Origin of the sequence: Kitasatospora sp. NPDC059795, from assembly GCF_042732175.1 — a bacterium.
Taxonomy (GTDB): Bacteria; Actinomycetota; Actinomycetes; order Streptomycetales; family Streptomycetaceae; genus Kitasatospora.
The window spans coordinates 79,706-99,421 of record NZ_JBHWID010000009.1; the positions used below are offsets into that span (position 1 = coordinate 79,706).

Below are 19,716 nucleotides of genomic sequence, written 5' to 3' on the forward strand. Positions count from 1 at the left end.
CGGATCGTCGGCACTCCGGTTGACGTGTCGTCAACCCGTGACCGGCGCTCCGGTCAGCGGCCGAGCCGCCGTCGGACCATTCCGGTGAGCGCGTTGAGTTCTTCTATGCGCATCCGGCGGGCCAGCAGCAGGAACACCGCGAGCTGGACGACGGCCGCCGCCGCCAGCGTCAGGACGTTGCCGAGCCAGCCCCAGCCGTCCAGCGCCTGCAGCGCGAACACCTCGATCACCAGGCCGACCACGGCGGCCGGCAGCGAGGCGATCGCCAGCCGGACGTAGGTCTTGGTGATCCGGGCGGTGTCCAGGCCGCCGATCCGCGCCTTCAGCTTCGGCAGTGCGACGGCCACGCCCACCGCGTAGGACAGGCCGTAGCCCAGCGCCATGCCGGTCACCGCCCACTGCGCGGGCAGCACCAGCCAGCACAGCACCGCGGCGCCGGCCTGGGTGAGGGCCACCCAGACGGTGTTGGAGAACGGCGTGCGGGTGTCCTCGTACGCGTAGAAGCCGCGCAGCAGCACGTACTGCACCGAGTACGGGATCAGGCCGAGGGCGAAGGCGGAGAGCATGAAGCCGACCGCGGTGGTGCCGTGCGCGGCCGCGCCGCCGTTGCCCAGGCCGTAGATCGAGGAGCCGATCACCGGGCCCAGCGACAGGAACAGGAACGCCGCCGGAACGATCGCCACCGCCGAGGTGCGCAGGCCGTAGGAGAGGTCGTCGCGGACCGCCCCGGCGTCCTGGTCGGCGGCCGCCCGGGACAGCCGGGGGAGTACCGCGCTCATCACCGAGACGGTGATGACGGCCATCGGCAGCTGCCAGATCAGCAGGGCGTTGGAGTACGCGGCCAGGCCGACGCCGAGGTGGCCGTCGTGTTCGGCGGCCTTGCCGGAGGCGGTGGCCAGCTGGGTCACGACCAGGAAGCCCGCCTGGTTGGCCAGCACGAACAGGAAGGTCCACTTGGCGAGCCGGGCGGCCTTGCCCAGTCCGTGGCCGCGCCAGTCGAAGCGCGGCCGGAACGAGAAGCCCGCCGACCGCAGGTACGGGATCATCGACAGCGCCTGCACCGCCAGGCCCAGCATGGTGCCGATGCCGAGCAGCCGGACGCCCTCGGGGGAGATGCCCTGCGGGGTGACCCCGGTGTGCTGGAAGGTGCCGTACACGCCGATGTACATCGCGAAGGTGAAGATCACCACGAGGTTGTTCAGGACCGGCGTCCACATCATCGCGCCGAACCGGCCGCGGGCGTTGAGGATCTGGCCCATCACCACGTGCACGCCCATGAAGAAGATGGTCGGCAGGCAGTACCGGGCCAGGGCGACGGTGGTCTCGGCGCTCTGCTGGTCGCGCATCAGCGCGTGCGAGATCAGCTGCACCAGCACCGGCGCGGCCAGCACCGCGACGAACACCACGCCAGCCAGGCCGGTCACCACCAGGGTGAGCAGCCGGTTCGCGTAGGCGGTGCCGCCGTCCTCGTCGTTCTTCATGCTGCGGACCAGCTGCGGGACGAACACCGCGTTCAGCGCGCCGCCGCCGATCAGGATGTACAGCAGGGTGGGCAGCGTGTTGGCGGCGTTGTACGAGTCGCCCATCGAGGCCACGCCGATCGCGGCGGCGATCACCATGGTGCGCAGGAAGCCGGTGCCGCGGGAGACCAGGGTGCCGGCCGCCATGATGGCGCTGGAGTTGAGCAGTCCGGTGACCCGGCCGGCGCCGCCACCGCCGGTCGGCCCCTCCGGGGACGGGGCCGAGGCCGGGGCCGGGGCCGGGGCCTGGGCGGGTTCGGCGGTCGGGGCGGCCGGGGTGATCGGTGCGGCGGCGGCGTTGGCCTCCAGTACGGCCGCGTCGGCCCGCATCACCGCCTCCTCCTCGGACAGCGGCGGGTCGAACTCGATCGGCGGCACGTACGGGTGGCGTTCGCCCGCGGCGGGGGCCGGCTCGGGGCCGGGGGCCTCGGCGGGCCCGGCGTCCTCCCCGGCGTCCTCCGGAGCGGCCTGTGGAGCCTCCGGGGCGGGTGTGGCGGCCGGCGCGGGGGGCACCGGCGGCGCGGCCGGCGGGGCCTGCTCCGGGGCCGCCAGCAGGGTCTCCACGCCGACGTACTCGGCGGCCTCGGCGTCCCGGCGCGACCCGGCCGGTTCGGCGGCCTCCGCGGCCACCTCGGCGGCGATCGACGCCCAGCGCGGGGCCGGCGCGGTCAGCTGCAGGGTGTCCTCGGCGTCGCGGCTGGACTGGCCGGGCACCGCCGCCGTGCCGTCCGGGGCGTCCTGGGCGCCCGCGGCGTCCGGGACGGCGCCCGGCAGGTCGACCTCGCCGTACGGGTCCGTGCCCCCGTACGCCTCGGCGGCGTACGGGTCACGGGCGTAGGTGTCGGCGACGTACCAGTCGGCGGCGGGGCCTGCGGCGGCGGCGCGGTCCTGGGGCCTACCTCCGCCCTGGTCCTGTGTTGCTCGCTCGCTCCGCTCGTTCATGCCACCAATCCACGTCAGAGGGGGGACGTGCGCCCGGGGGGTGAGGCGCTAGTGATCCACCTTCTCATCACCGGCGACCCGATCGCTGACATCGCGGTCGGACGGGGGGTCCGCGTCGGCCGGCTTCCCGTCGTCGCCGCCCTTGCCGTTGTCCTTGCCGTTGTCCTTGCCGCCGTCCTCGCCGCCGTTCCGGTCGTCGCCGTCCGGGCCGTCGCCGTCGCTGTCGTCGCTGCCGTCGGTGCCGCCGTCGCCGTCCGACAGCGGACGGTCCGGGTCCTCGTCGATCTCGCCGGCCGCGCGGCGCTTCTTGCGCTGCAGGTAGAACCGGATGCCGGCGAGGATCATCAGCGCGGTGCCGCCGGCGATCACGTACGTCACGCCGCTGGCCACCGAGGTGACGTCGACGGTGAACTCCACCGGTTCGCCGTAGCGCTGCGGGTTCGGGCCGGTGGTCCACAGCTCCGCGGTCACCTGGACCTGGCCGTTGACCTGCGCCTCGGCGGGGAAGCGGAAGGTGCGGGCGGTGGTGGCGTCCAGCACCACGGGCTGGTTCTCGCCGACGTTGAGGCGGTTCGGCTGGATCGAGGTGACCCGCAGTTCCAGGTTGCCGACGGCCTGGGTGAGGTCGTTCTTCACGCTGATCAGCAGCGTCGCGTTGTCGCCGGGCAGCGTCACGGTGCTCTTCTTCGGCACCCGGACGGCCGACTTCAGGTTGTCCAGGTAGTGCTGCACCCCGGCCCGGTAGGCGACGCCGGCCTTCTGCTGGTCGCGCCAGCTGGTGGACATCGAGCGCACCATGGCCGCGCTGAACGGCCCGCGCACCCGCTCCGGCTGGGTGAGGATCATCATCAGCTGGTCCACGCCGTCCTGGAGGCCCATGGTGGCGCTGATCTCCGCGGCGGACAGCTCGGCGCCGGTGGCGTCGCCCGGGTAGTCGTTCGGGACGTTGGTGTTGGCGTTCGGGTCGGCGGGCAGGTCGGCGACCTTCTGCAGCGAGACCGGGGCGACCGGGCCGCCGTTGCCGGTGGCCGCCTGCATCGAGTCGTGCAGCGCCTGCGCGGTGCCGACGGTCAGCGACCGGGACGGCAGCACCAGCACGCCGCGCGGGTGCTCCGGCTCCTGGTGGGCGATCGCCAGGGTCTCGGCCAGGAACCGCTGCTGGGCCATGGTGCGGTCGTGCGGGCTGCTCAGGTCGCCCTGGAACAGCGAGGCGAGCACGGCGTCGGAGACCACCGCGGTCTGCCCGTTGCCGATCGGACGGGCCGCGTTCGGCGTGTACGTCAGCTTGTCGGACTCCGGCATCGACGCGCCGTTGACCAGCACCAGCCGGCCGCCCGCCGCGCCGGCCACCGAGGCGGTCCGCTGGTCCAGCAGACCGCGGTACGGCCAGGCGACGTCCGAGCGGGCGTCCACCGGCAGGCGGGCCTCGGTGGTGACCTGCCCGGCCGTCATCGCCTTGCGCAGCGCGGCGTCCATGCCGTTCAGGTGGGCGCCGTTGTGCGCGATCGAGGCGAGGTCCGGGTCGGCGTACGGCAGTGACACCACCTCGGAGTCCGGCTGCGCCGCGACCGCCTTCCGCAGGTTCGTCAGCCAGGCGGTCGCCGCGTCGCGGCCGGTGCCGGGCACGGTGTTGTCCTCGCGTGCGGACTCGCCGGAGGTGCCGGGCTTCTGCACCCGGTACGGCTTGGTCATCGCGAGCACGGTGTCCAGCAGGTCCGGGTCGATCGCCCAGGTCAGGCCCGGCATGGTGGCGCCGAGCTCGACCAGCTTGTTCAGCCGGCCGTCACCGGTCAGCTCGCCGACCAGGCTGTCGTCGCGCAGCACCGGCGTCTGGTCCTGGTCCGGCATGGTCTGCGCGACCAGCACCGGCGCGTGGGTCAGTGGCCAGACCACCGAGACCTTGGAGGGCTGGGCGTTGGTGCGGCCCTGGAACGGCAGGTAGGTGCGGGCGATGCCCAGCGGGTGCGCCGCCTCGTTGGCGGTGCTGCCCCAGAGGTCCACCGCGAGCTCGTAGCTGCCGGTCTCCTTGGCGCCCAGTGCGGACACCGGCACCGGCAGGGTGAAGTCCTTGCTCTGCCCCGGGTCGAGGTCGCCGACCTCCTGGGTGGGGCTCTCCAGCGCGGTGCCGTCCTTGGTGCTCGGCGTGTTCCAGGAGCCCATCAGGTCGATGTCGCTGCGGGTGGCCAGCATCGGCTTGCCCGCGGACGGCACCCGCACCATGACCTTCGGCGACTTCAGCTTCTCCGAACCGGAGTTGGTGACCTTGCCGGTGATCGTCACGGTGTCGTTCTCGTGCGCGATTCTCGGCGCGCCGGTGCCGACCTGCACCGTGTCGATCTGCACCGCCGCCGGGTACTCGCCCGCCGCAGTCACCAGAGTGCCCGGCCCGGCCGCCGCAGGGGCGGCCGCGAAGGCCCCGACCAGCCCACCTGCCAGCAGGGCGGCGGTGCTCCTGGCCAGCAGGCCCGTCCACCGTCCGCGGCGCCCGGCCCCTGCCGCGCCCCGCCCGGTCCGCTCGTCCACGCGCGTCCTCGCCGTTCCTGATCGTCTCGATCGCCCCACGCACCGACGCGGCCCCGCCCGACCCCGGCGGCCTCCGACACGGAGCGTTCACCCGGCATGGTAACGACGCTGTGCGGCCCGCAGTGTTGCGGGCCGGAAGCTGAGGAGCGGTGGGGCGAACGGAAACGGGAAAGCGGCGGGGCAGGGCGGGCACGTACCCTTGTGAGCCGTGTCCACTGCCAATGCGTCCAGCACCAATCATTCCAGCTCCGCCGACCGGGTCGCCCTGCCCGGACTGACCGAGGCGCAGACCCTCGGCCTGCAGGAGCTGCTGCGGGTCTCCCCGGTCGCCGACGAGATCGCCGGCCGCTTCCAGGACGCCGGCCACCGGCTCTCGCTGGTCGGCGGCTCGGTCCGGGACGCCCTGCTCGGCAGGCTCGGCAACGACCTCGACTTCACCACCGACGCCCGCCCGCAGCAGATCCTCAAGCTGGTCAAGGGCTGGGCCGACGCGGTCTGGGACGTCGGCATCGCCTTCGGCACCGTCGGCGCGCGCAAGGACACTCCCGAGGGCTCGTTCCTCATCGAGATCACCACCTACCGCAGCGAGGCCTACGACCGCAGCTCCCGCAAGCCCGAGGTCAGCTACGGCGACTCGATCGAGCAGGACCTCGTACGGCGCGACTTCACCGTCAACGCGATGGCCGTCGACCTGCCCGGCCGCGGCTTCGTCGACCCGCACCGCGGCCTGGACGACCTGGAGGCCCAGGTGCTGCGCACCCCCGCCACCCCCGAGGAGTCCTTCTCCGACGACCCGCTGCGGATGATGCGGGCCGCCCGCTTCGCCGCCCAGCTCGACTTCGAGCCGGCGCCCGAGGTGGTCGCCGCGATGACCGCGATGGCCGAGCGGATCACCATCGTCTCCGCCGAACGCGTCCAGGCCGAGCTCAACAAGCTGCTGCTCGCCGAGCACCCGGTCAAGGGCCTGCGGCTGCTGGTCGAGACCGGCCTCGCCGACCACGTGCTGCCCGAACTCCCGGCGCTGCGCCTGGAGAGCGACGAGCACCACCGCCACAAGGACGTCTACGAGCACTCGCTGACCGTCCTGGAGCAGGCCATCGCGCTGGAGACCGAGGGCCCCGACCTGGTGCTGCGGCTCGCCGCGCTGCTGCACGACATCGGCAAGCCGCGCACCCGCCGCTTCGAGTCCGACGGCCGGGTCTCCTTCCACCACCACGAGATGGTGGGCGCCAAGATGACCCGCAAGCGGATGCGCGAGCTCAAGTACTCGAACGAGCTGGTCGCCGAGGTGTCCAAGCTGGTCGAGCTGCACCTGCGCTTCCACGGCTACGGCGGCGGCGAGTGGACCGACTCCGCGGTGCGCCGCTACGTCACCGACGCCGGACCGCTGCTGACCCGCCTGCACAAGCTGACCCGCTCCGACTGCACCACCCGCAACAAGCGCAAGGCCGCCGCGCTGGCCCGCACCTACGACTCGCTGGAGGAGCGGATCGCCGTCCTCCAGACGCAGGAGGAACTGGACGCGATCCGGCCCGCGCTGGACGGCAACGAGATCATGCAGCTGCTGGGCCTGCGCCCCGGCCCGGCGGTCGGCCGGGCCTACAAGCACATGCTCGAACTGCGCCTGGAGCACGGCCCGATGGAGCACGAGGCGGCCGTCGCCGCGCTGCGCGAGTGGTGGGCGGCGCAGCCGCAGGACTGACGTCCGCTCAGTGCTTCGTGGGCGCGGGCGCGGGGACGCCGTTCAGCGGGCCGATGCACAGCCGGTACTTGACCGTCTTCTTCTTGGACCGGTACTGGCTGTCGTAGGCCGTCGTCCCCGGGTGCTCATTGGCACAGTTGTACGTGCTGATGAGGCCGGTGTGACGCCCCACGACCTTCCAGTGGGCGTCCGCCGCGCTGCAGGTCACCGTCTTGTGGTCGGCGGTCAGGCATTCGCCGACGTTCGCGCCCTTGTCGCTCCCGCCGGTCAGCGCGCGGAAGCCCAGCAGGGCGCCGATGCCGACGGCGATCAGCCCCAGGCCGACGGTCACGCTGCGGATCTTGGAGCGCCGGCTGAGCGGCTTGGGGGGCGGCGGCTGCTGCCCCCAGGCGGGCAACTGGCCGTCCCCCGAAGGCGGTTGGCCGTACGCGGGCTGCTGGCCGTACGGGGTCTCCTGCCCGGGGGCGGGAGGCTGGCCGTACGCGGGCGGCTGCTCGCCGTAGGCCGGGGGCTGGCCGTATGCCGGGGCGGGCTGGGCGTAGCCGGAGGGCTGGCCGTACGCCGGGGCGGGTTGGCCGTAGCCGGAGGGCTGGCCGTACGGCGGGGGAGGCTGCTGGCCGTACGGCGGGGGAGGCTGCTGGCCGTACGGCGGGGGAGGCTGCTGGCCGTACGGGCCGGGCTGGCCGTAGGGGCCGGGCGGTGGCGGCGTGCTCATTGTGTTCCCCCCAATGGCGACGAAGACGGTGCCGTGCGCCCACGTACCCTAGCGGCCATTGCCCCGTCAGGTACGGCGTGCCGCGCGGAAGTACAGCAGCGCGCCGAGCGCGTACAGCGCCGACAGGGCCAGCACGACCGGCGCCGAACGGCCGTTCAGGGGCAGGACCAGCGCCGCTGCTCCGGCGGCACCGACGAAGGCGACGTTCACCAGGACGTCGTAGATCGCGAACACCCGGCCGCGGAACTCGTCCTCGACCGACTCCTGCACCAGCGTGTCGGCGCAGATCTTGGTGCCCTGGGTGACCACGCCCAGCAGCAGCGCGGCGATCATCGCGGGCCCTTCCCGGAACGGCAGTCCGAGCGCCGGGACGAACACCGCCGCGCCCGCCAGACACACCGTCATCCACCCGGCCAGGCCGAGCCGGCGGGTGCACCACGGGCTGATCACCGCGGCCAGCCCGAAGCCCGCCGCGGACATCGCGACCGCCAGGCCCAGGGTGGCCAGGCCGCCCGCGGTGTCCTCGGCGCTGTTGAAGGTGTAGCGGGAGAGCATCAGCACCATGACGGTCAACATGCCGTAGCAGAACCGCGCCAGGGTGACGGCGGCCAGCGCGTGGGCGGCCGGACGGCAGTCCCGCACCAGGTGCCGCAGGCCGGCCCGCAGGTCGTGCCAGGCGGTGGCCAACGCCTCGCGCAGCGAGGGGAGTGCGGCCCGGTGCGCGGGGCCCAGTTCGTCCGGCCCGATCCACTGCGCGGCCAGCGCCGCGGACAGGTACAGCAGCGCGGAGAGCAGGACCGTCACGGCCTCCGCGCCCGAGCCGGACGGCACCGCCATGCCCACCAGGAAGCCGAGACCGGCGCCGCCGGCCGCCGCGACCGTGCCCAGCGTCGGCGAGACGGCGTTGGCCGTGACCAGGTCGGCCGGGGCCACCACCCGGGGCAGCGACGCGGACAGCCCCGACAGGATGAACCGGTTGAGCGCCATCATCAGCAGCGCAGCCGTGTAGAACGACCAGCGCGGCGCCCCGCCCAGGATCAGGGTCACTGCGGCCAGGCAGAGCCCGAACCGGGCCAGATTGCCCATCAGCAGCACCTGCCGGCGCCGCCAGCGGTCCAGCAGCACTCCGGAGAACGGGCCGACCACCGAGAACGGCAGGGTCACCACCGCCAGCGCCACCGCGATGTCCGCGGGGGAGGACTGGTGCTCCGGGGAGAAGATCGCGTAGCTGGCCAGCGAGGCCTGGAACACCCCGTCCGACAGCTGCGAGAGCAGGCGCACCGTCAGCAGGCGGCGGAAACCGGCGCCGTGCAGCAGACCGCGCAGGGTGGCCTCTCGCGGGGGCCGTTCGGTGATCACCCGCCAAGGGTGCCACGAGGCCGACGGCGTTTCACGTGAAACATTCGCCAACTTCGTGCGGCGCGCGCCCCCTGCGCACCCCCGCACTACCGGTGACCTCACCGAATCGATGTCGTTGGGCACTTGAGGGGGAAGAACCATCTCGGAACGACGGGAGGCTCCCATGCGAGACGAGTTCACTGCCCTGTTGCTCGGTCAAACCGGCTACCACGAGGGTCGGGACGGCGACGGCACCTGGAACAACCGCCAGCGTTACAGCGAGGAAACCCCCGGCCTCGAATGGTCCGACGGCCAACCCTGGTGCGCCACCTTCGAGGCCTGGGGCGCACACCGCACCGGCATGGACGGCATCTGGCCGATGACGGCGTCCTGCCTCGACGCCGTCGCCTGGTGGCGTGGCCGCAACCGCTGGACGCCGTACCCCGTCCTCGGCGGTCCCTTCTACCTCGGCCCCGGCGGCGGCGATCACACCGGCGTCGTCTACGCCTACGACGCCGACACCATCTACACGGTGGAGGGAAACGCCCTTCCGCTGCACGCCGGAGTCCTGACTCCCACCGGCTACCGCAGGATGGGCGAGCTCAGGATCGGAGATCCGGTCATCGACCCGCAGGGCCGGCCTTCGCGCATCACCGGCGTCTACCCCAAGGGCGTCCGGCCGGTCCACCGGATCACGCTCCAGGACGGCTCCAGCGCCGAGGCCTGCAACGAGCACCTCTGGCAGGTCGAGATCGACGGCCGGACCAAGTCGCGGGTGGTCACCACCCTGGAACTCGCCGAGCTGGTCTCCCGCCCCGATCGGCGGGTCCGCGTCCCGCTCCTCGAACCGGTCGAGTACCAGCAGGTCGCCGAGCCTCTGCCGATCGACCCCTATCTGCTGGGGCTGCTGATCGGCGACGGCGGGATGAGCAACAGCGGCCTGACGTTCACCAACGTCGAACCCGAAATCCTTGCCGCCGTGCAGGACGCGTTGCCCGCCGACCACCGCTTGGTGGCGCACATCGCGAAGGACCATGCCGTTCCCGGCTGCTGGCGCATCGTCGGAAGCGGGGCGCGTGGCGGCAACCGGCTGATCCAGGACCTCCGCGCGCTCGGCCTCTGGGGATCCACGGCCGAACGGAAGTTCCTGCCCGCCGGCTACCTGATGGCGGGCGTCAAGGATCGGCTGGCCCTCCTGCAAGGCCTGATGGACGCCGACGGTCACGTCGACGCGGACGGGCGGATCGAGTTCAGCTCGGTCTCCGAACAGCTTGCCCGCGGCGTGCAGGAACTCGTCCGCTCGCTCGGCGGCCGGGCGGCGGTGAACCTGAAGACGGGCGTCCACTGCACGGCTCCGCAGCAGCCGAACCGGACGCCTGCGAGGGACGCCCACCGGGTCCAGAACATCAACATGCCGCACTTCAACCCGTTCCGGCTGAGCCGCAAGGCCGAGCGGTACGTCCCTCGGAACGCGGCCTGGGCCCGCAAGGTGGTCGCGGTCGAGTACGTGCGCGACGAAGAAGTGCAGTGCATCGCGGTCTCCGCGCCCTCGCGGCTGTTCGTCACCAACGACTTCATCCCGACCCACAACACCAACGACTCCGGTTCCACCGAGGGCGACGGCGTCTACCGCAAGTCCCGGGCCCGGCGCGGACCCGGCTCCCCGTACGGCTACGGCGTGCCCGCCTACCCGGAGGGCACGGTCTCGGCGGACCCGGCGCTCGGGGGGATCCCGGCGGCGCGGACGTCCGGGCAGTCGACCACCCCCGCGCCCGGAACGCCCACCTGGCCGGGCCGCTACCTGCGGGTGCAGTCGCCGATGCTGCACGGCGACGACGTCCTGATGTGGCAGCGGCGGCTGGCCTGGCGCGGCTGGGCGATCACCGCCGACGGCTGGTACGGCCCCGCCTCGGCACAGATCTGCCGGGCCTTCCAGCAGCGCCACGGCCTGTCGGTGGACGGCGTGGTCGGGCCGGTCACCTGGAACGAGGCCTGGAACTGAGAGACGCCGCGAACGCCTGAGGGCCGCCCCGCGTGTGCGGGACGGCCCTCGGGTCGAGACCGACGAACGTCAGAGCTCAGAGCTCAAAAGCTCAGCGCTCAGCGCTCGACCTCGCCGCGGATGAACTTCTCGACGTTCTCCTTGGCCTCGTCGTCGAAGTACTGAACCGGCGGGGACTTCATGAAGTACGAGGACGCGGAGAGGATCGGGCCGCCGATGCCGCGGTCCTTGGCGATCTTCGCGGCGCGCACGGCGTCGATGATGACACCGGCCGAGTTCGGGGAGTCCCAGACCTCGAGCTTGTACTCCAGGTTCAGCGGAACGTCGCCGAACGCACGGCCCTCAAGGCGGACGTACGCCCACTTGCGGTCGTCGAGCCACGCGACGTAGTCGGACGGGCCGATGTGGACGTTCTTGGCGCCCAGCTCACGGTCGCGGATCTGCGAGGTGACGGCCTGGGTCTTGGAGATCTTCTTGGACTCCAGGCGCTCGCGCTCGAGCATGTTCTTGAAGTCCATGTTGCCGCCGACGTTCAGCTGCATGGTGCGCTCGAGGATGACACCGCGGTCCTCGAACAGCTTGGCCATCACGCGGTGCGTGATGGTCGCGCCGACCTGGGACTTGATGTCGTCGCCGACGATCGGGACACCGGCCTCGGTGAACTTGTCGGCCCACTCCTTGGTGCCGGCGATGAACACCGGGAGGGCGTTCACGAAGGCGACCTTGGCGTCGATGGCGCACTGGGCGTAGAACTTGGCAGCGTGCTCGGAGCCCACCGGCAGGTAGCAGACGAGGACGTCGACCTGGCGGTCCTTGAGGATCTGGACGACGTCGACCGGGGTCTCGTCGGACTCCTCGATGGTCTCCCGGTAGTACTTACCCAGGCCGTCGAGGGTGTGGCCACGCTGGACGGTGACGCCGGTCGGCGGCACGTCGCAGATCTTGATGGTGTTGTTCTCGCTGTTGCCGATGGCGTCGGCCAGGTCGAAGCCGACCTTCTTGGCGTCCACGTCGAAGGCGGCGACGAACTCGACGTCCTTCACGTGGTACTCGCCGAACTGGACGTGCATCAGGCCGGGGACCTTACCGGCCGGGTCGGCGTCCTTGTAGTACTCGACACCCTGCACCAGCGAGGCGGCGCAGTTGCCCACGCCGACGATGGCTACGCGAACCGAACCCATTCCGGTTGCTCCCTGAATCTCATGAGGGTCGCCGTGGTGTGGCGGCACTCGTTCCACATCTGTTCTGACTGTCTGACGGGCGCGCGGGGCGCCCACGCCTCGCCGCGAGCGGCGGCAAGGCCGGCGCGGTGCTGCTACAGCGCTCCGGTCAGGAGCGCCCCGGGCGGTCGTACGGTGGCCCGGGCGGGTCCGAGGACCCGGCGGCCGGACCACGGCCGTCCGAAGTTGGGGGGGACGCGGGGCCGCGTCCGTTTCTGGTGGCCCGCTCGGTCTCGATCAGCTCGTTGAGCCATCGGACCTCGCGTTCCACGGATTCCAGGCCGTGGCGCTGGAGTTCGAGGGTGTAGTCGTCGAACCGCTCGCGGGTGCGGGCGATGGAGCTGCGCATCCGCTCCAGCCGCTCCTCCAGCCGGCTGCGGCGGCCTTCCAGCACGCGCATCCGGACGGCCCGGTCGGTCTGGCCGAAGAAGGCGAAGCGCACACCGAAGTGCTCGTCCTCCCAGGCGTCCGGACCGGACTCGGCGAGCAGCTCCTCGAAGCGCTGCTTCCCCTCCGGGGAGAGCCGGTAGACGATCTTCGACCGCTTGCCGTTGAGCGCGGTGGCCGGGACGTACTCGACGTCCGGGTTGTCCTCGACCAGGAAGCCCTGGGCGACCAGGCTCTTCAGGCACGGGTACAGCGTTCCGTAGGAGAAGGCCCGGAACGAGCCCAGCAGGACGTTGAGCCGCTTGCGCAGTTCGTACCCGTGCATGGGCGCGTCGTGGAGCAGGCCGAGGACGGCGAATTCGAGGACGCCGGAGCGTCGGCTCATGCCGCCTTCCTCCTTCCGTAGCGGGGTCCTGCTCTTCGGATGCGGGCCCGGCCCGCAGGGTATGCCGAGCCGATGTGTCGCGCCGATGTATCGGCTCGATATATCGGCAACAGTAACCCTGGGTCACGGAAGGAGCAAGAGGGGCACGCGTAACCGCGATCACAAGGCCTTTGGGCAACGGGCGTGTAATGAATCCCGGTCGGTTCGTCCGGGTTGGCGTCCGATGCCCGATTGGAGACCTTTCTGGGGGCCGTACTCTGTCGCCTGTGCACCCTGAGCGAGGAGCTTGCTGAGAGATGAGCGAACACCGGCGTAGGTCGGCCAACCCCGGGGGCGAAGAGCAGCCCCCCAGGCGGGCATCCGCCGGGCGCCCGTATGCCTACGGCAGCCCCGTCGAGGGTGCACCCGACTACGCGCGCGACCAGTTGGCCGGCCCCGGTGGTCCCGGCCGCCCCGGTCCGGGAGGGCCCGGCCCCGCCGGTGGCCGCCGTGCGCCGCGGGAGACGGCCCAGCAGCCCAGGTTGACCCGGGCGGAGATGCGCAAGCAGTCCCGCAAGGGCGGCGGGGGCGGCGGTTCCGACGGTCCGCCGAACGGTCGGAACGCCGGCCGCAACGGCAAGCCGGGCAAGAAGCGGCTGATCGACTACCCGCGCTTCGGCAAGTCCGGCTTCAAGCGGTGGATGCCGTCCTGGAAGCAGGTGCTGAGCCTGTTCCTGATCTTCTTCGGCGGCAGCGTGGCAGCCATAGGCGCGGCGTTCGCCTTCATTCCAGTGCCGAACGCCAAGGACTCCATCAAGCTCCAGAACAACATCTACTACTGGGCCGACGGCAGCGAGATGGCCCGCAAGGGCGACACCAACAAGCAGTGGGTGGAGCTCTCGGAGATCAGCCGCCCGGCCCAGGACGCGGCGATCGCGGCCGAGAACGAGACGTTCCGCACCGACAGCGGCATCGACCCCAAGGGCATCGCCCGCGCCGTCTACAAGATGGCGAGCGGCGGCGAGACCCAGGGCGGCTCGACCATCACCCAGCAGTACGTGAAGAACGTCTACCTGTCGCAGGAGCAGACGCTCAGCCGCAAGGCGAAGGAATTCATCATCGCGCTGAAGATCGCGGATGATAAGGACGGAATCCTCACCGGGTACCTCAACACCAGCTGGTACGGCCGCGGCGCCACCGGCATCCAGGCCGCCGCGCAGGCGTACTACGGGGTGGACGCCAACAAGGTGGACGTCTGTCAGGGCGCCATGCTGGCAGGCCTGTTGAAGGGCGCGGCGCTGTACGACCCGACCCTGAACCAGGGCAACCGCGACCGGATGCAGGAGCGCTGGGAGTACGTCCTCAACCGGATGGAGGCCACCAAGGCGATCACGTCCGAGGAGCGTGCCAAGTGCGGGCAGAAGTTCCCCGAGCCGATCGCGGTGAAGGCCCCGGCCAGCATGCAGGGCGAGGTCTACTACCTGGTCGAGGCCGCCAACCAGTTCGTGATGGCCAATGACAAGACCATCGATGAGGCCCAGCTGAACCGCGGCGGCTTCCAGATCCACACCACCTTCGAGAAGGACAAGGTGGATGCCCTGAAGACGGCCGTGGACCAGGTCAAGTCGGAGTCGCTGGACACCAACAAGCGCGAGGCGGACAAGTTCGTCCAGGTCGGCGCTGCCTCGGTGAACCCCAGCAACGGTGCGATCGTGGCGATGTACGGCGGCGACGGCATCGAGAACGGCCACTACAGCAACAACGCGGACTCCAAGGTCCCGGTCGGCTCGACCTTCAAGCCGTTCGTGCTGGCGGCCGCGATGCAGTACGGCGTGCAGACCAAGAGCGGTGCGAACGGCCAGCCGACCCAGATCAACCCGGACTCGCTGTACCTCGCGGACAACATGTCGCCGATCTACTCCAAGGACGGCAAGCCGCTGACGGGCGACGACGGCAAGCCCTACAAGCAGCGCAACGACGGCCCGGGGAAGCCCGGTTACGTGTCGCTGAAGCGGGCCATGCAGAACTCGTACAACGTCCCGTTCGTGCAGCTCGGCCAGGACGTGGGCGGCAAGACCGTGGAGAAGATGGTCACCGAGCTGGGAATCCTGCCCGGCAGCCTGGAGCCGTCCTCGACCATCACCTTCCCGCTGGGCACCTCGCACCCGAGCTCGATCCGGATGGCCTCGGCCTACTCGGTGTTCGCGGCCCGCGGGCAGCAGATCGACCCGTACTCGGTGTCGAAGGTGGAGCGCGACGGCAAGGAGATGCCGAACCTCACCAGGAACCCGCAGCCGAAGAAGGTGTTGGAGCAGGCGGTCGCCGACAACATCACCGACGTGCTGGAGAACGTGGCGAAGAACGGCACCGGCACCAAGACCAACGCGCTCGGACGGCCGGTGGCCGGCAAGACCGGTACCACCGACGCCGGCACCTCGGCCTGGTGGGTGGGCTACACCCCGGAGCTGTCCACCGCGGTCGGCATGTGGCGCGAGGAGCCCGGCAACCCCAAGTTGCTGTCGCTGAACGGCACCGCGGGCCACGAGTCCGTGCACGGTGGTGACTTCCCGACCGACATCTTCACCCGGTACATGAAGATCGTCATGAAGGACAAGCCGATCAAGGACTTCCCGAACCCCGCGCCGTGGGGCACTCAGGTCGACTCCTCGGGCGCCCCGATCAGCCCGTCGGCGCCCGCCTCGGCCTCGTCCTCGGCGTCCGCGGAGTCGAGCGCGTCGACCGAGCCGTCCGGCTCCAAGTCGCCGGACGCCGGCGAGTCGCCGTCGCCGAGCGGCAGCTCGACCTGCCAGGGCAACGGCAACGGCAACTGCGGTCCTTCCCGGTCGCCGAAGCCGAGCAAGAGCCCGAGCGAGAGCGCCAGCGGCAGCCCGAGCGCGCCGCCGGGCGGCGGGCCGGGCGGCCTGGTCGGACTCATGGGCCACTAGCGCACCAGCAGAATCCCGGCGCAACCGCCACAGAGGGGCACCGGATCGCGGACCGCGATCCTGTGCCCCTCTTCGGTTGCGGGCGAGGGTGCGGCAGTATGTGCGCCATGACGTCCAGCCTGCGTGACGAGACCTCAGCGCCCGGACCGGCTCCGGCCGCGGGGCCGCTGCCGAACACCGTGGTGGTGCCTGCGGACGAGGACCCGGTGGCGGAGGCCGGCAGCGAGCTGCTGGGCGGGCCGCCCGGGCGTCGGGCGCTGCTCGGGGTGTCCTGGTGGACGCCCGCGAAGTTCCTGGCGGTGGCGGTGATCGTCGTCTACGTGCTGGGGCTGTTCCAGAAGGCCTCGTGCTTCCACGAGGGCTGGTTCTTCGGCGCCACCAGCCAGTACACGCACGCCTGTTACAGCGACATCCCGCACCTGTTCTCGGCGCGCGGCTTCGCGGACGGCAGCCGGCCGTACCTCGACCCGATCCCGCAGGGTTCGCCGGACATGCAGTACCTGGAGTACCCGGTGCTGACCGGTCTGTTCATCCAGATCGCGGCCTGGCTGACCACCCACAGCGGCGACATGATGAGCCGCGAGCAGTGGTTCTGGCTGGTCAACGCCGGCATGCTGCTGATCTGCGCGGTGATCGCGGTGGTCGCGATCTCCCGCACCAACCGCCGCCGCCCGTGGGACGCGCTGCTGTTCGCCCTGGCCCCGTGCCTGGCGCTGGACTCCACCATCAACTGGGACCTGCTGGCGGTGGCGCTGGCCGCCGTGGCGATGGCGTACTGGTCGGGCTCCAGGCCGGTTCTGGCGGGTGTGTTCATCGGTCTGGCGACCGCCGCGAAGCTCTATCCGCTGCTGCTGCTCGGACCCCTGCTGGTGCTCTGTCTGCGGACCGGCAAGTGGAGGGATTTCGGCCTGGTCTTCGGCGGTACGGCCGGTGCCTGGCTGATCGTCAACGTGCCGATCATGCTGGCGAATTGGAAGGGCTGGCTGACCTTCTACAGCTTCAGCCAGGTCCGCACCGAGGACTACGGCTCGTTCTGGCTGATCCTGATGCAGGCGGTGCGCAACGGCCAGCACCTGGAGAGCCTGAACACCTGGATCGCGATCCTGCTGGTGGTCAGCTGCCTGGCGATCGGCTGGCTGGCGATCAGCGCCCCGCGCCGCCCGCGCTTCGCGCAGCTGGCCTTCCTGGTGGTCGCCGCGTTCGTGCTGACCAACAAGGTGTACTCGCCGCAGTACGTGCTCTGGCTGATCCCGCTGGCGGTGCTGGCCCGGCCGCGCTGGCGGGACATCCTGATCTGGCAGGCCTGCGAGGTGCTGTACTTCCTCGGCATCTGGTCGTACCTGGCCTACAACGGCGACACCAAGCACCACGGCATCGACCTGCAGTGGTACCACTTCTCGATCGCGCTGCACCTGGTCGGCACCCTGTACATCTGCTACCTGGTGGTCCGCGACATCCTCTACCCGGACCGCGACCCGGTGCGCTGGGACGGCAGCGACGACCCGTCGGGCGGTGTGCTGGACGGCGCCCCGGATCGGTTCGTGCTCGGCTCGGCGCGCGGTCTGCGCGAGGAGGAGAGCTACGCCGACTTCGCCCCGCAGGGCGAGGCCGACTGGCTGGTCAGGATCGAACCCGAGCAGCAGCAGCCCAAGTAGGCCGGAAGCAACCGAGCCCGCCTCCCCGGAAGGGAGGCGGGCTCGGCCCGTTGAGCGGCCGGTCTCAGCCTTCGACCACCCGGTCGAAGTGTGTGGTGGTGTGGCGGATCGTCAGCGACAGTTCGTCGCCGACGGCGGGCGCCTTCAGCTCGCCGGGCAGGAACAGGATCGACACCTGCATGTGCGGCGGCTCGGCGAACCACAGCTGCTTGCCCTGCCAGGTGTACGGGGAGAGCGTCCGGTTCATGGTGGCCAGGCCGGCCCGGGCCAGGCCCTTGGCGCGGGGCAGTATCCCGTTGACGTACTTGGGGGCCTCCAGGCCGACGCCGTGCGCGGTGCCGCCGGCCACCACCAGCAGGTGGCCGTCGGACGGGGCCTTGTGCTGCCGGTAGCCGTAGCGCTCGCCGCGCCCGATCGGGGTGACGTCCAGGACGGTGGCCCGGGAGGACAGCGCGCCCACGTCGCCGAGCCACAGCCGGGTGCCGATCCGGGAGCGGAACTCGGTGTCGGGGTGGCGTTCGGCCAGCCGCTGGACGTCCTTGGCGGCCAGGTGGCTGAGGTAGACGGTGCCGGTGGGGAGCCCGGCGGCTTCGAGTGCCCGGACCCAGCCGGTCACTTCGTCCACCGGGTCCGAGCCGTCCGGCCGGTCCAGCGGAAGGTGCAGCGCGAAGCCTTCCACCTCCAGGTGGCCGACCGGCAGTTCGGCGAGGTCGCCGATCCGGACGCCGTGCCGGCGCATGCTGGTCATGCACTCCACCACCACGCGGGCGCCGGCGGGCAGCGCGGCCAGCGCCTCCGGGTGGGCGACCGTCCGCACCACCCGGTCGGCGGGCAGTTCCACCTCGGGCTCGCCGGCCCGGTAGGGGGTGAGCACCAGCAGGTCGCCGGGGAAGGCGTCGGCCATCGCCGCCGCCTCGTCCGCGGTGCCGACGGCCAGCAGCGGGCTGCCCAGCCGGGCCGCCTCCTCGGCGAGCCGCCGGTTCCCGAAGCCGTAGCCGTTGCCCTTGGCGACCGGGACGAGACCGGGGAACTCGGCCAGCAGCCCGCGCTGGTGCGCGCGCCAGCGGTCGCCGTCCACGTACATCGTCAAGGTCATCGCGTTCTCCCCGTGAAAGTTCTGGCGTGAGCTAGCGGCGCGACATGTAGAGGTCGAGCGCCTTGTGCAGCAGCTTGTTGAGCGGGTAGTCCCACTCGCCGAGGTACTCCGCGGCCTGGCCGCCGGTGCCGACCTTGAACTGGATGAGGCCGAACAGGTGGTCGTTCTCGTCCAGGGTGTCGCTGATGCCGCGCAGGTCGTAGACGCTTGCGCCGAGCGCGTACGAGTCGCGGATCATCCGCCACTGGATGGCGTTGGACGGCTTGACCTCGCGCTTGTGGTTGGCGGAGGCGCCGTAGGAGTACCAGACGTGCTCGCCGACGGTGAGCATGGTGGTCGCGGCCAGCGCCTCGCCGTCGTGGTAGGCGAGGTAGAGCCGCATCCGGTTCGGGTCCTCGGCGGTGAGCGCCTTCCACATCCGCTGGAAGTAGGACAGCGGGCGCGGGGTGAAGTGGTCGCGTTCGGCGGTGACCACGTACAGCTGGTGGAAGACCGCGAGGTCCTCGTAACTGCCCTGGACCACCTCGACGCCGCTCTTCTCGGCCTTCTTGATGTTGCGCCGCCACAGCTGGTTGAAGCCGCGCTGGACGTCGTCCAGCGAGCGGTTGGCGAGCGGCACCTGGAAGACGTAGCGGGGCTGGACGTCGCCGAAGCCGGCGCCGCCGTCCTCGCCCTGCAGCCAGCCGGAGCGGCGCAGGCGCTCGGCGGCCTCCAGGGCGCGCGGCTCGGACCAGTCCGGTTCGACGTCGCGCAGCCGCTTGGCCTCCTTGCCCGCGATCGCCTCCTTGATGGTGGAGGCCTCCCAGCGGCGGACCACCACCGGCGGGCCCATCTTCACCGTGAACGCGCCCTGCGCCTTCAGGTGCGCCAGCATCGGCTTCAGCCAGCGGTCGAGGTCCGGGTCGAACCAGTCGATGACCGGGCCCTCGGGCAGGTACGCCAGGTACCGCTTCACCTTGGGCAGCTGGCGGTAGAGCACCAGCCCGGCGCCGACCAGCTCGCCGGCCGCGTCGAACCAACCGAGGCTCTCGGCGCGCCACTCCGCCTTGACGTCCGCCCAGGAGGGCACCTGCATGTGGCTCGCCGAAGGCCGGCTCTGCACAAAAGCCAGGTGTTCCTCACGCGTGATCGTCCGCAGACGCAGGCTCATGCTCGGTGCTCCTCCTCGTCGGGCTTGTCCAAGGTGACCCTATCGCCCGAATGGTCCGATTCGGGTGGGAAGCGGTCCGGCATGGCTGTGCCCTCCCGCTCGCACCTGTGCTGGCACAGGTACTACGCCGGGAGGGCACAGGAGGTTGCGCGCTCTT

12 protein-coding genes are annotated in these 19,716 nt (G+C 71.2%); 4 read left to right on the top strand and 8 right to left on the bottom strand.

Annotated features, from left to right (window positions below; translation table 11 throughout):
- Positions 1-53: 53 nt before the first annotated feature.
- The gene (murJ, locus tag ACFV4P_RS19730; RefSeq protein WP_380472760.1) at positions 54-2,462 is read right to left on the bottom strand and encodes a murein biosynthesis integral membrane protein MurJ; all 2,409 of its coding nucleotides are present in this window, start codon (positions 2,460-2,462) and stop codon (positions 54-56) included.
- Positions 2,463-2,510: 48 nt separating this feature from the next.
- A complete protein-coding gene (locus tag ACFV4P_RS19735; protein WP_380472763.1) occupies positions 2,511-4,985 on the bottom strand; it encodes a DUF6049 family protein in 2,475 nt (824 codons plus the stop codon).
- 265 nt (positions 4,986-5,250) lie between these two features.
- On the opposite strand from ACFV4P_RS19735, the gene ACFV4P_RS19740 reads away from it, so the two are divergent.
- Positions 5,251-6,687: a CCA tRNA nucleotidyltransferase gene (locus ACFV4P_RS19740; RefSeq protein WP_380473172.1), complete on the top strand. Its 1,437-nt coding sequence runs from the start codon at positions 5,251-5,253 to the stop codon at positions 6,685-6,687.
- Between the two features lie 7 nt (positions 6,688-6,694).
- On the opposite strand, the gene ACFV4P_RS19745 is transcribed toward ACFV4P_RS19740, so the two are convergent.
- Positions 6,695-7,402, bottom strand: coding sequence for a hypothetical protein (locus ACFV4P_RS19745; protein WP_380472765.1), 708 nt, complete (start codon positions 7,400-7,402; stop codon positions 6,695-6,697).
- Between the two features lie 66 nt (positions 7,403-7,468).
- A complete protein-coding gene (locus ACFV4P_RS19750; protein ID WP_380472768.1) occupies positions 7,469-8,761 on the bottom strand; it encodes an MFS transporter in 1,293 nt (430 codons plus the stop codon).
- A 163-nt stretch (positions 8,762-8,924) separates the two neighbouring features.
- Between ACFV4P_RS19750 and ACFV4P_RS19755 the strand changes: the two genes are divergently transcribed.
- Positions 8,925-10,742, top strand: a complete 1,818-nt coding sequence (locus ACFV4P_RS19755) for a peptidoglycan-binding protein (protein WP_380472770.1) — start codon at positions 8,925-8,927, stop codon at positions 10,740-10,742.
- Positions 10,743-10,840: 98 nt separating this feature from the next.
- Here ACFV4P_RS19755 and ACFV4P_RS19760 read toward each other — a convergent pair whose 3' ends face one another.
- Both ACFV4P_RS19760 and ACFV4P_RS19765 read right to left on the bottom strand, forming a co-directional pair.
- Positions 10,841-11,923 (bottom strand): inositol-3-phosphate synthase, encoded by a 1,083-nt coding sequence (locus tag ACFV4P_RS19760; protein WP_380472773.1) that lies wholly within the window; start codon positions 11,921-11,923, stop codon positions 10,841-10,843.
- Positions 11,924-12,071: 148 nt separating this feature from the next.
- The gene (locus tag ACFV4P_RS19765) at positions 12,072-12,734 is read right to left on the bottom strand and encodes a PadR family transcriptional regulator (protein ID WP_380472775.1); all 663 of its coding nucleotides are present in this window, start codon (positions 12,732-12,734) and stop codon (positions 12,072-12,074) included.
- Positions 12,735-13,270: 536 nt separating this feature from the next.
- Between ACFV4P_RS19765 and ACFV4P_RS19770 the strand changes: the two genes are divergently transcribed.
- The gene (locus ACFV4P_RS19770) at positions 13,271-15,658 is read left to right on the top strand and encodes a transglycosylase domain-containing protein (protein WP_380472778.1); all 2,388 of its coding nucleotides are present in this window, start codon (positions 13,271-13,273) and stop codon (positions 15,656-15,658) included.
- Positions 15,659-15,756: 98 nt separating this feature from the next.
- The gene (locus tag ACFV4P_RS19775; protein WP_380472781.1) at positions 15,757-17,313 is read left to right on the top strand and encodes a glycosyltransferase family 87 protein; all 1,557 of its coding nucleotides are present in this window, start codon (positions 15,757-15,759) and stop codon (positions 17,311-17,313) included.
- A gap of 64 nt (positions 17,314-17,377) precedes the next feature.
- Here ACFV4P_RS19775 and ACFV4P_RS19780 read toward each other — a convergent pair whose 3' ends face one another.
- Positions 17,378-18,409 carry an alanine racemase gene (locus ACFV4P_RS19780; protein WP_380472783.1) on the bottom strand — a complete coding sequence of 344 codons (1,032 nt, stop codon included), beginning with the start codon at positions 18,407-18,409 and terminating at the stop codon, positions 17,378-17,380.
- Positions 18,410-18,440: 31 nt separating this feature from the next.
- Positions 18,441-19,559, bottom strand: coding sequence for a peptidoglycan bridge formation glycyltransferase FemA/FemB family protein (locus ACFV4P_RS19785; RefSeq protein WP_073807130.1), 1,119 nt, complete (start codon positions 19,557-19,559; stop codon positions 18,441-18,443).
- Positions 19,560-19,716: the final 157 nt, after the last annotated feature.

What these genes read in the sequence shown, in the direction of transcription:
- murJ (WP_380472760.1), bottom strand. Translation starts at nt 2,462, where the DNA reads ATGAACGAGCGGAGCGAGCGAGCAACACAGGACCAGGGCGGAGGTAGG.
- ACFV4P_RS19745 (WP_380472765.1), bottom strand. Translation starts at nt 7,402, where the DNA reads ATGAGCACGCCGCCACCGCCCGGCCCCTACGGCCAGCCCGGCCCGTAC.
- ACFV4P_RS19755 (WP_380472770.1), top strand. Translation starts at nt 8,925, where the DNA reads ATGCGAGACGAGTTCACTGCCCTGTTGCTCGGTCAAACCGGCTACCAC.
- ACFV4P_RS19760 (WP_380472773.1), bottom strand. Translation starts at nt 11,923, where the DNA reads ATGGGTTCGGTTCGCGTAGCCATCGTCGGCGTGGGCAACTGCGCCGCC.
- ACFV4P_RS19765 (WP_380472775.1), bottom strand. Translation starts at nt 12,734, where the DNA reads ATGAGCCGACGCTCCGGCGTCCTCGAATTCGCCGTCCTCGGCCTGCTC.
- ACFV4P_RS19770 (WP_380472778.1), top strand. Translation starts at nt 13,271, where the DNA reads ATGCGCAAGCAGTCCCGCAAGGGCGGCGGGGGCGGCGGTTCCGACGGT.
- ACFV4P_RS19775 (WP_380472781.1), top strand. Translation starts at nt 15,757, where the DNA reads ATGTGCGCCATGACGTCCAGCCTGCGTGACGAGACCTCAGCGCCCGGA.
- ACFV4P_RS19780 (WP_380472783.1), bottom strand. Translation starts at nt 18,409, where the DNA reads ATGACCTTGACGATGTACGTGGACGGCGACCGCTGGCGCGCGCACCAG.
- ACFV4P_RS19785 (WP_073807130.1), bottom strand. Translation starts at nt 19,559, where the DNA reads ATGAGCCTGCGTCTGCGGACGATCACGCGTGAGGAACACCTGGCTTTT.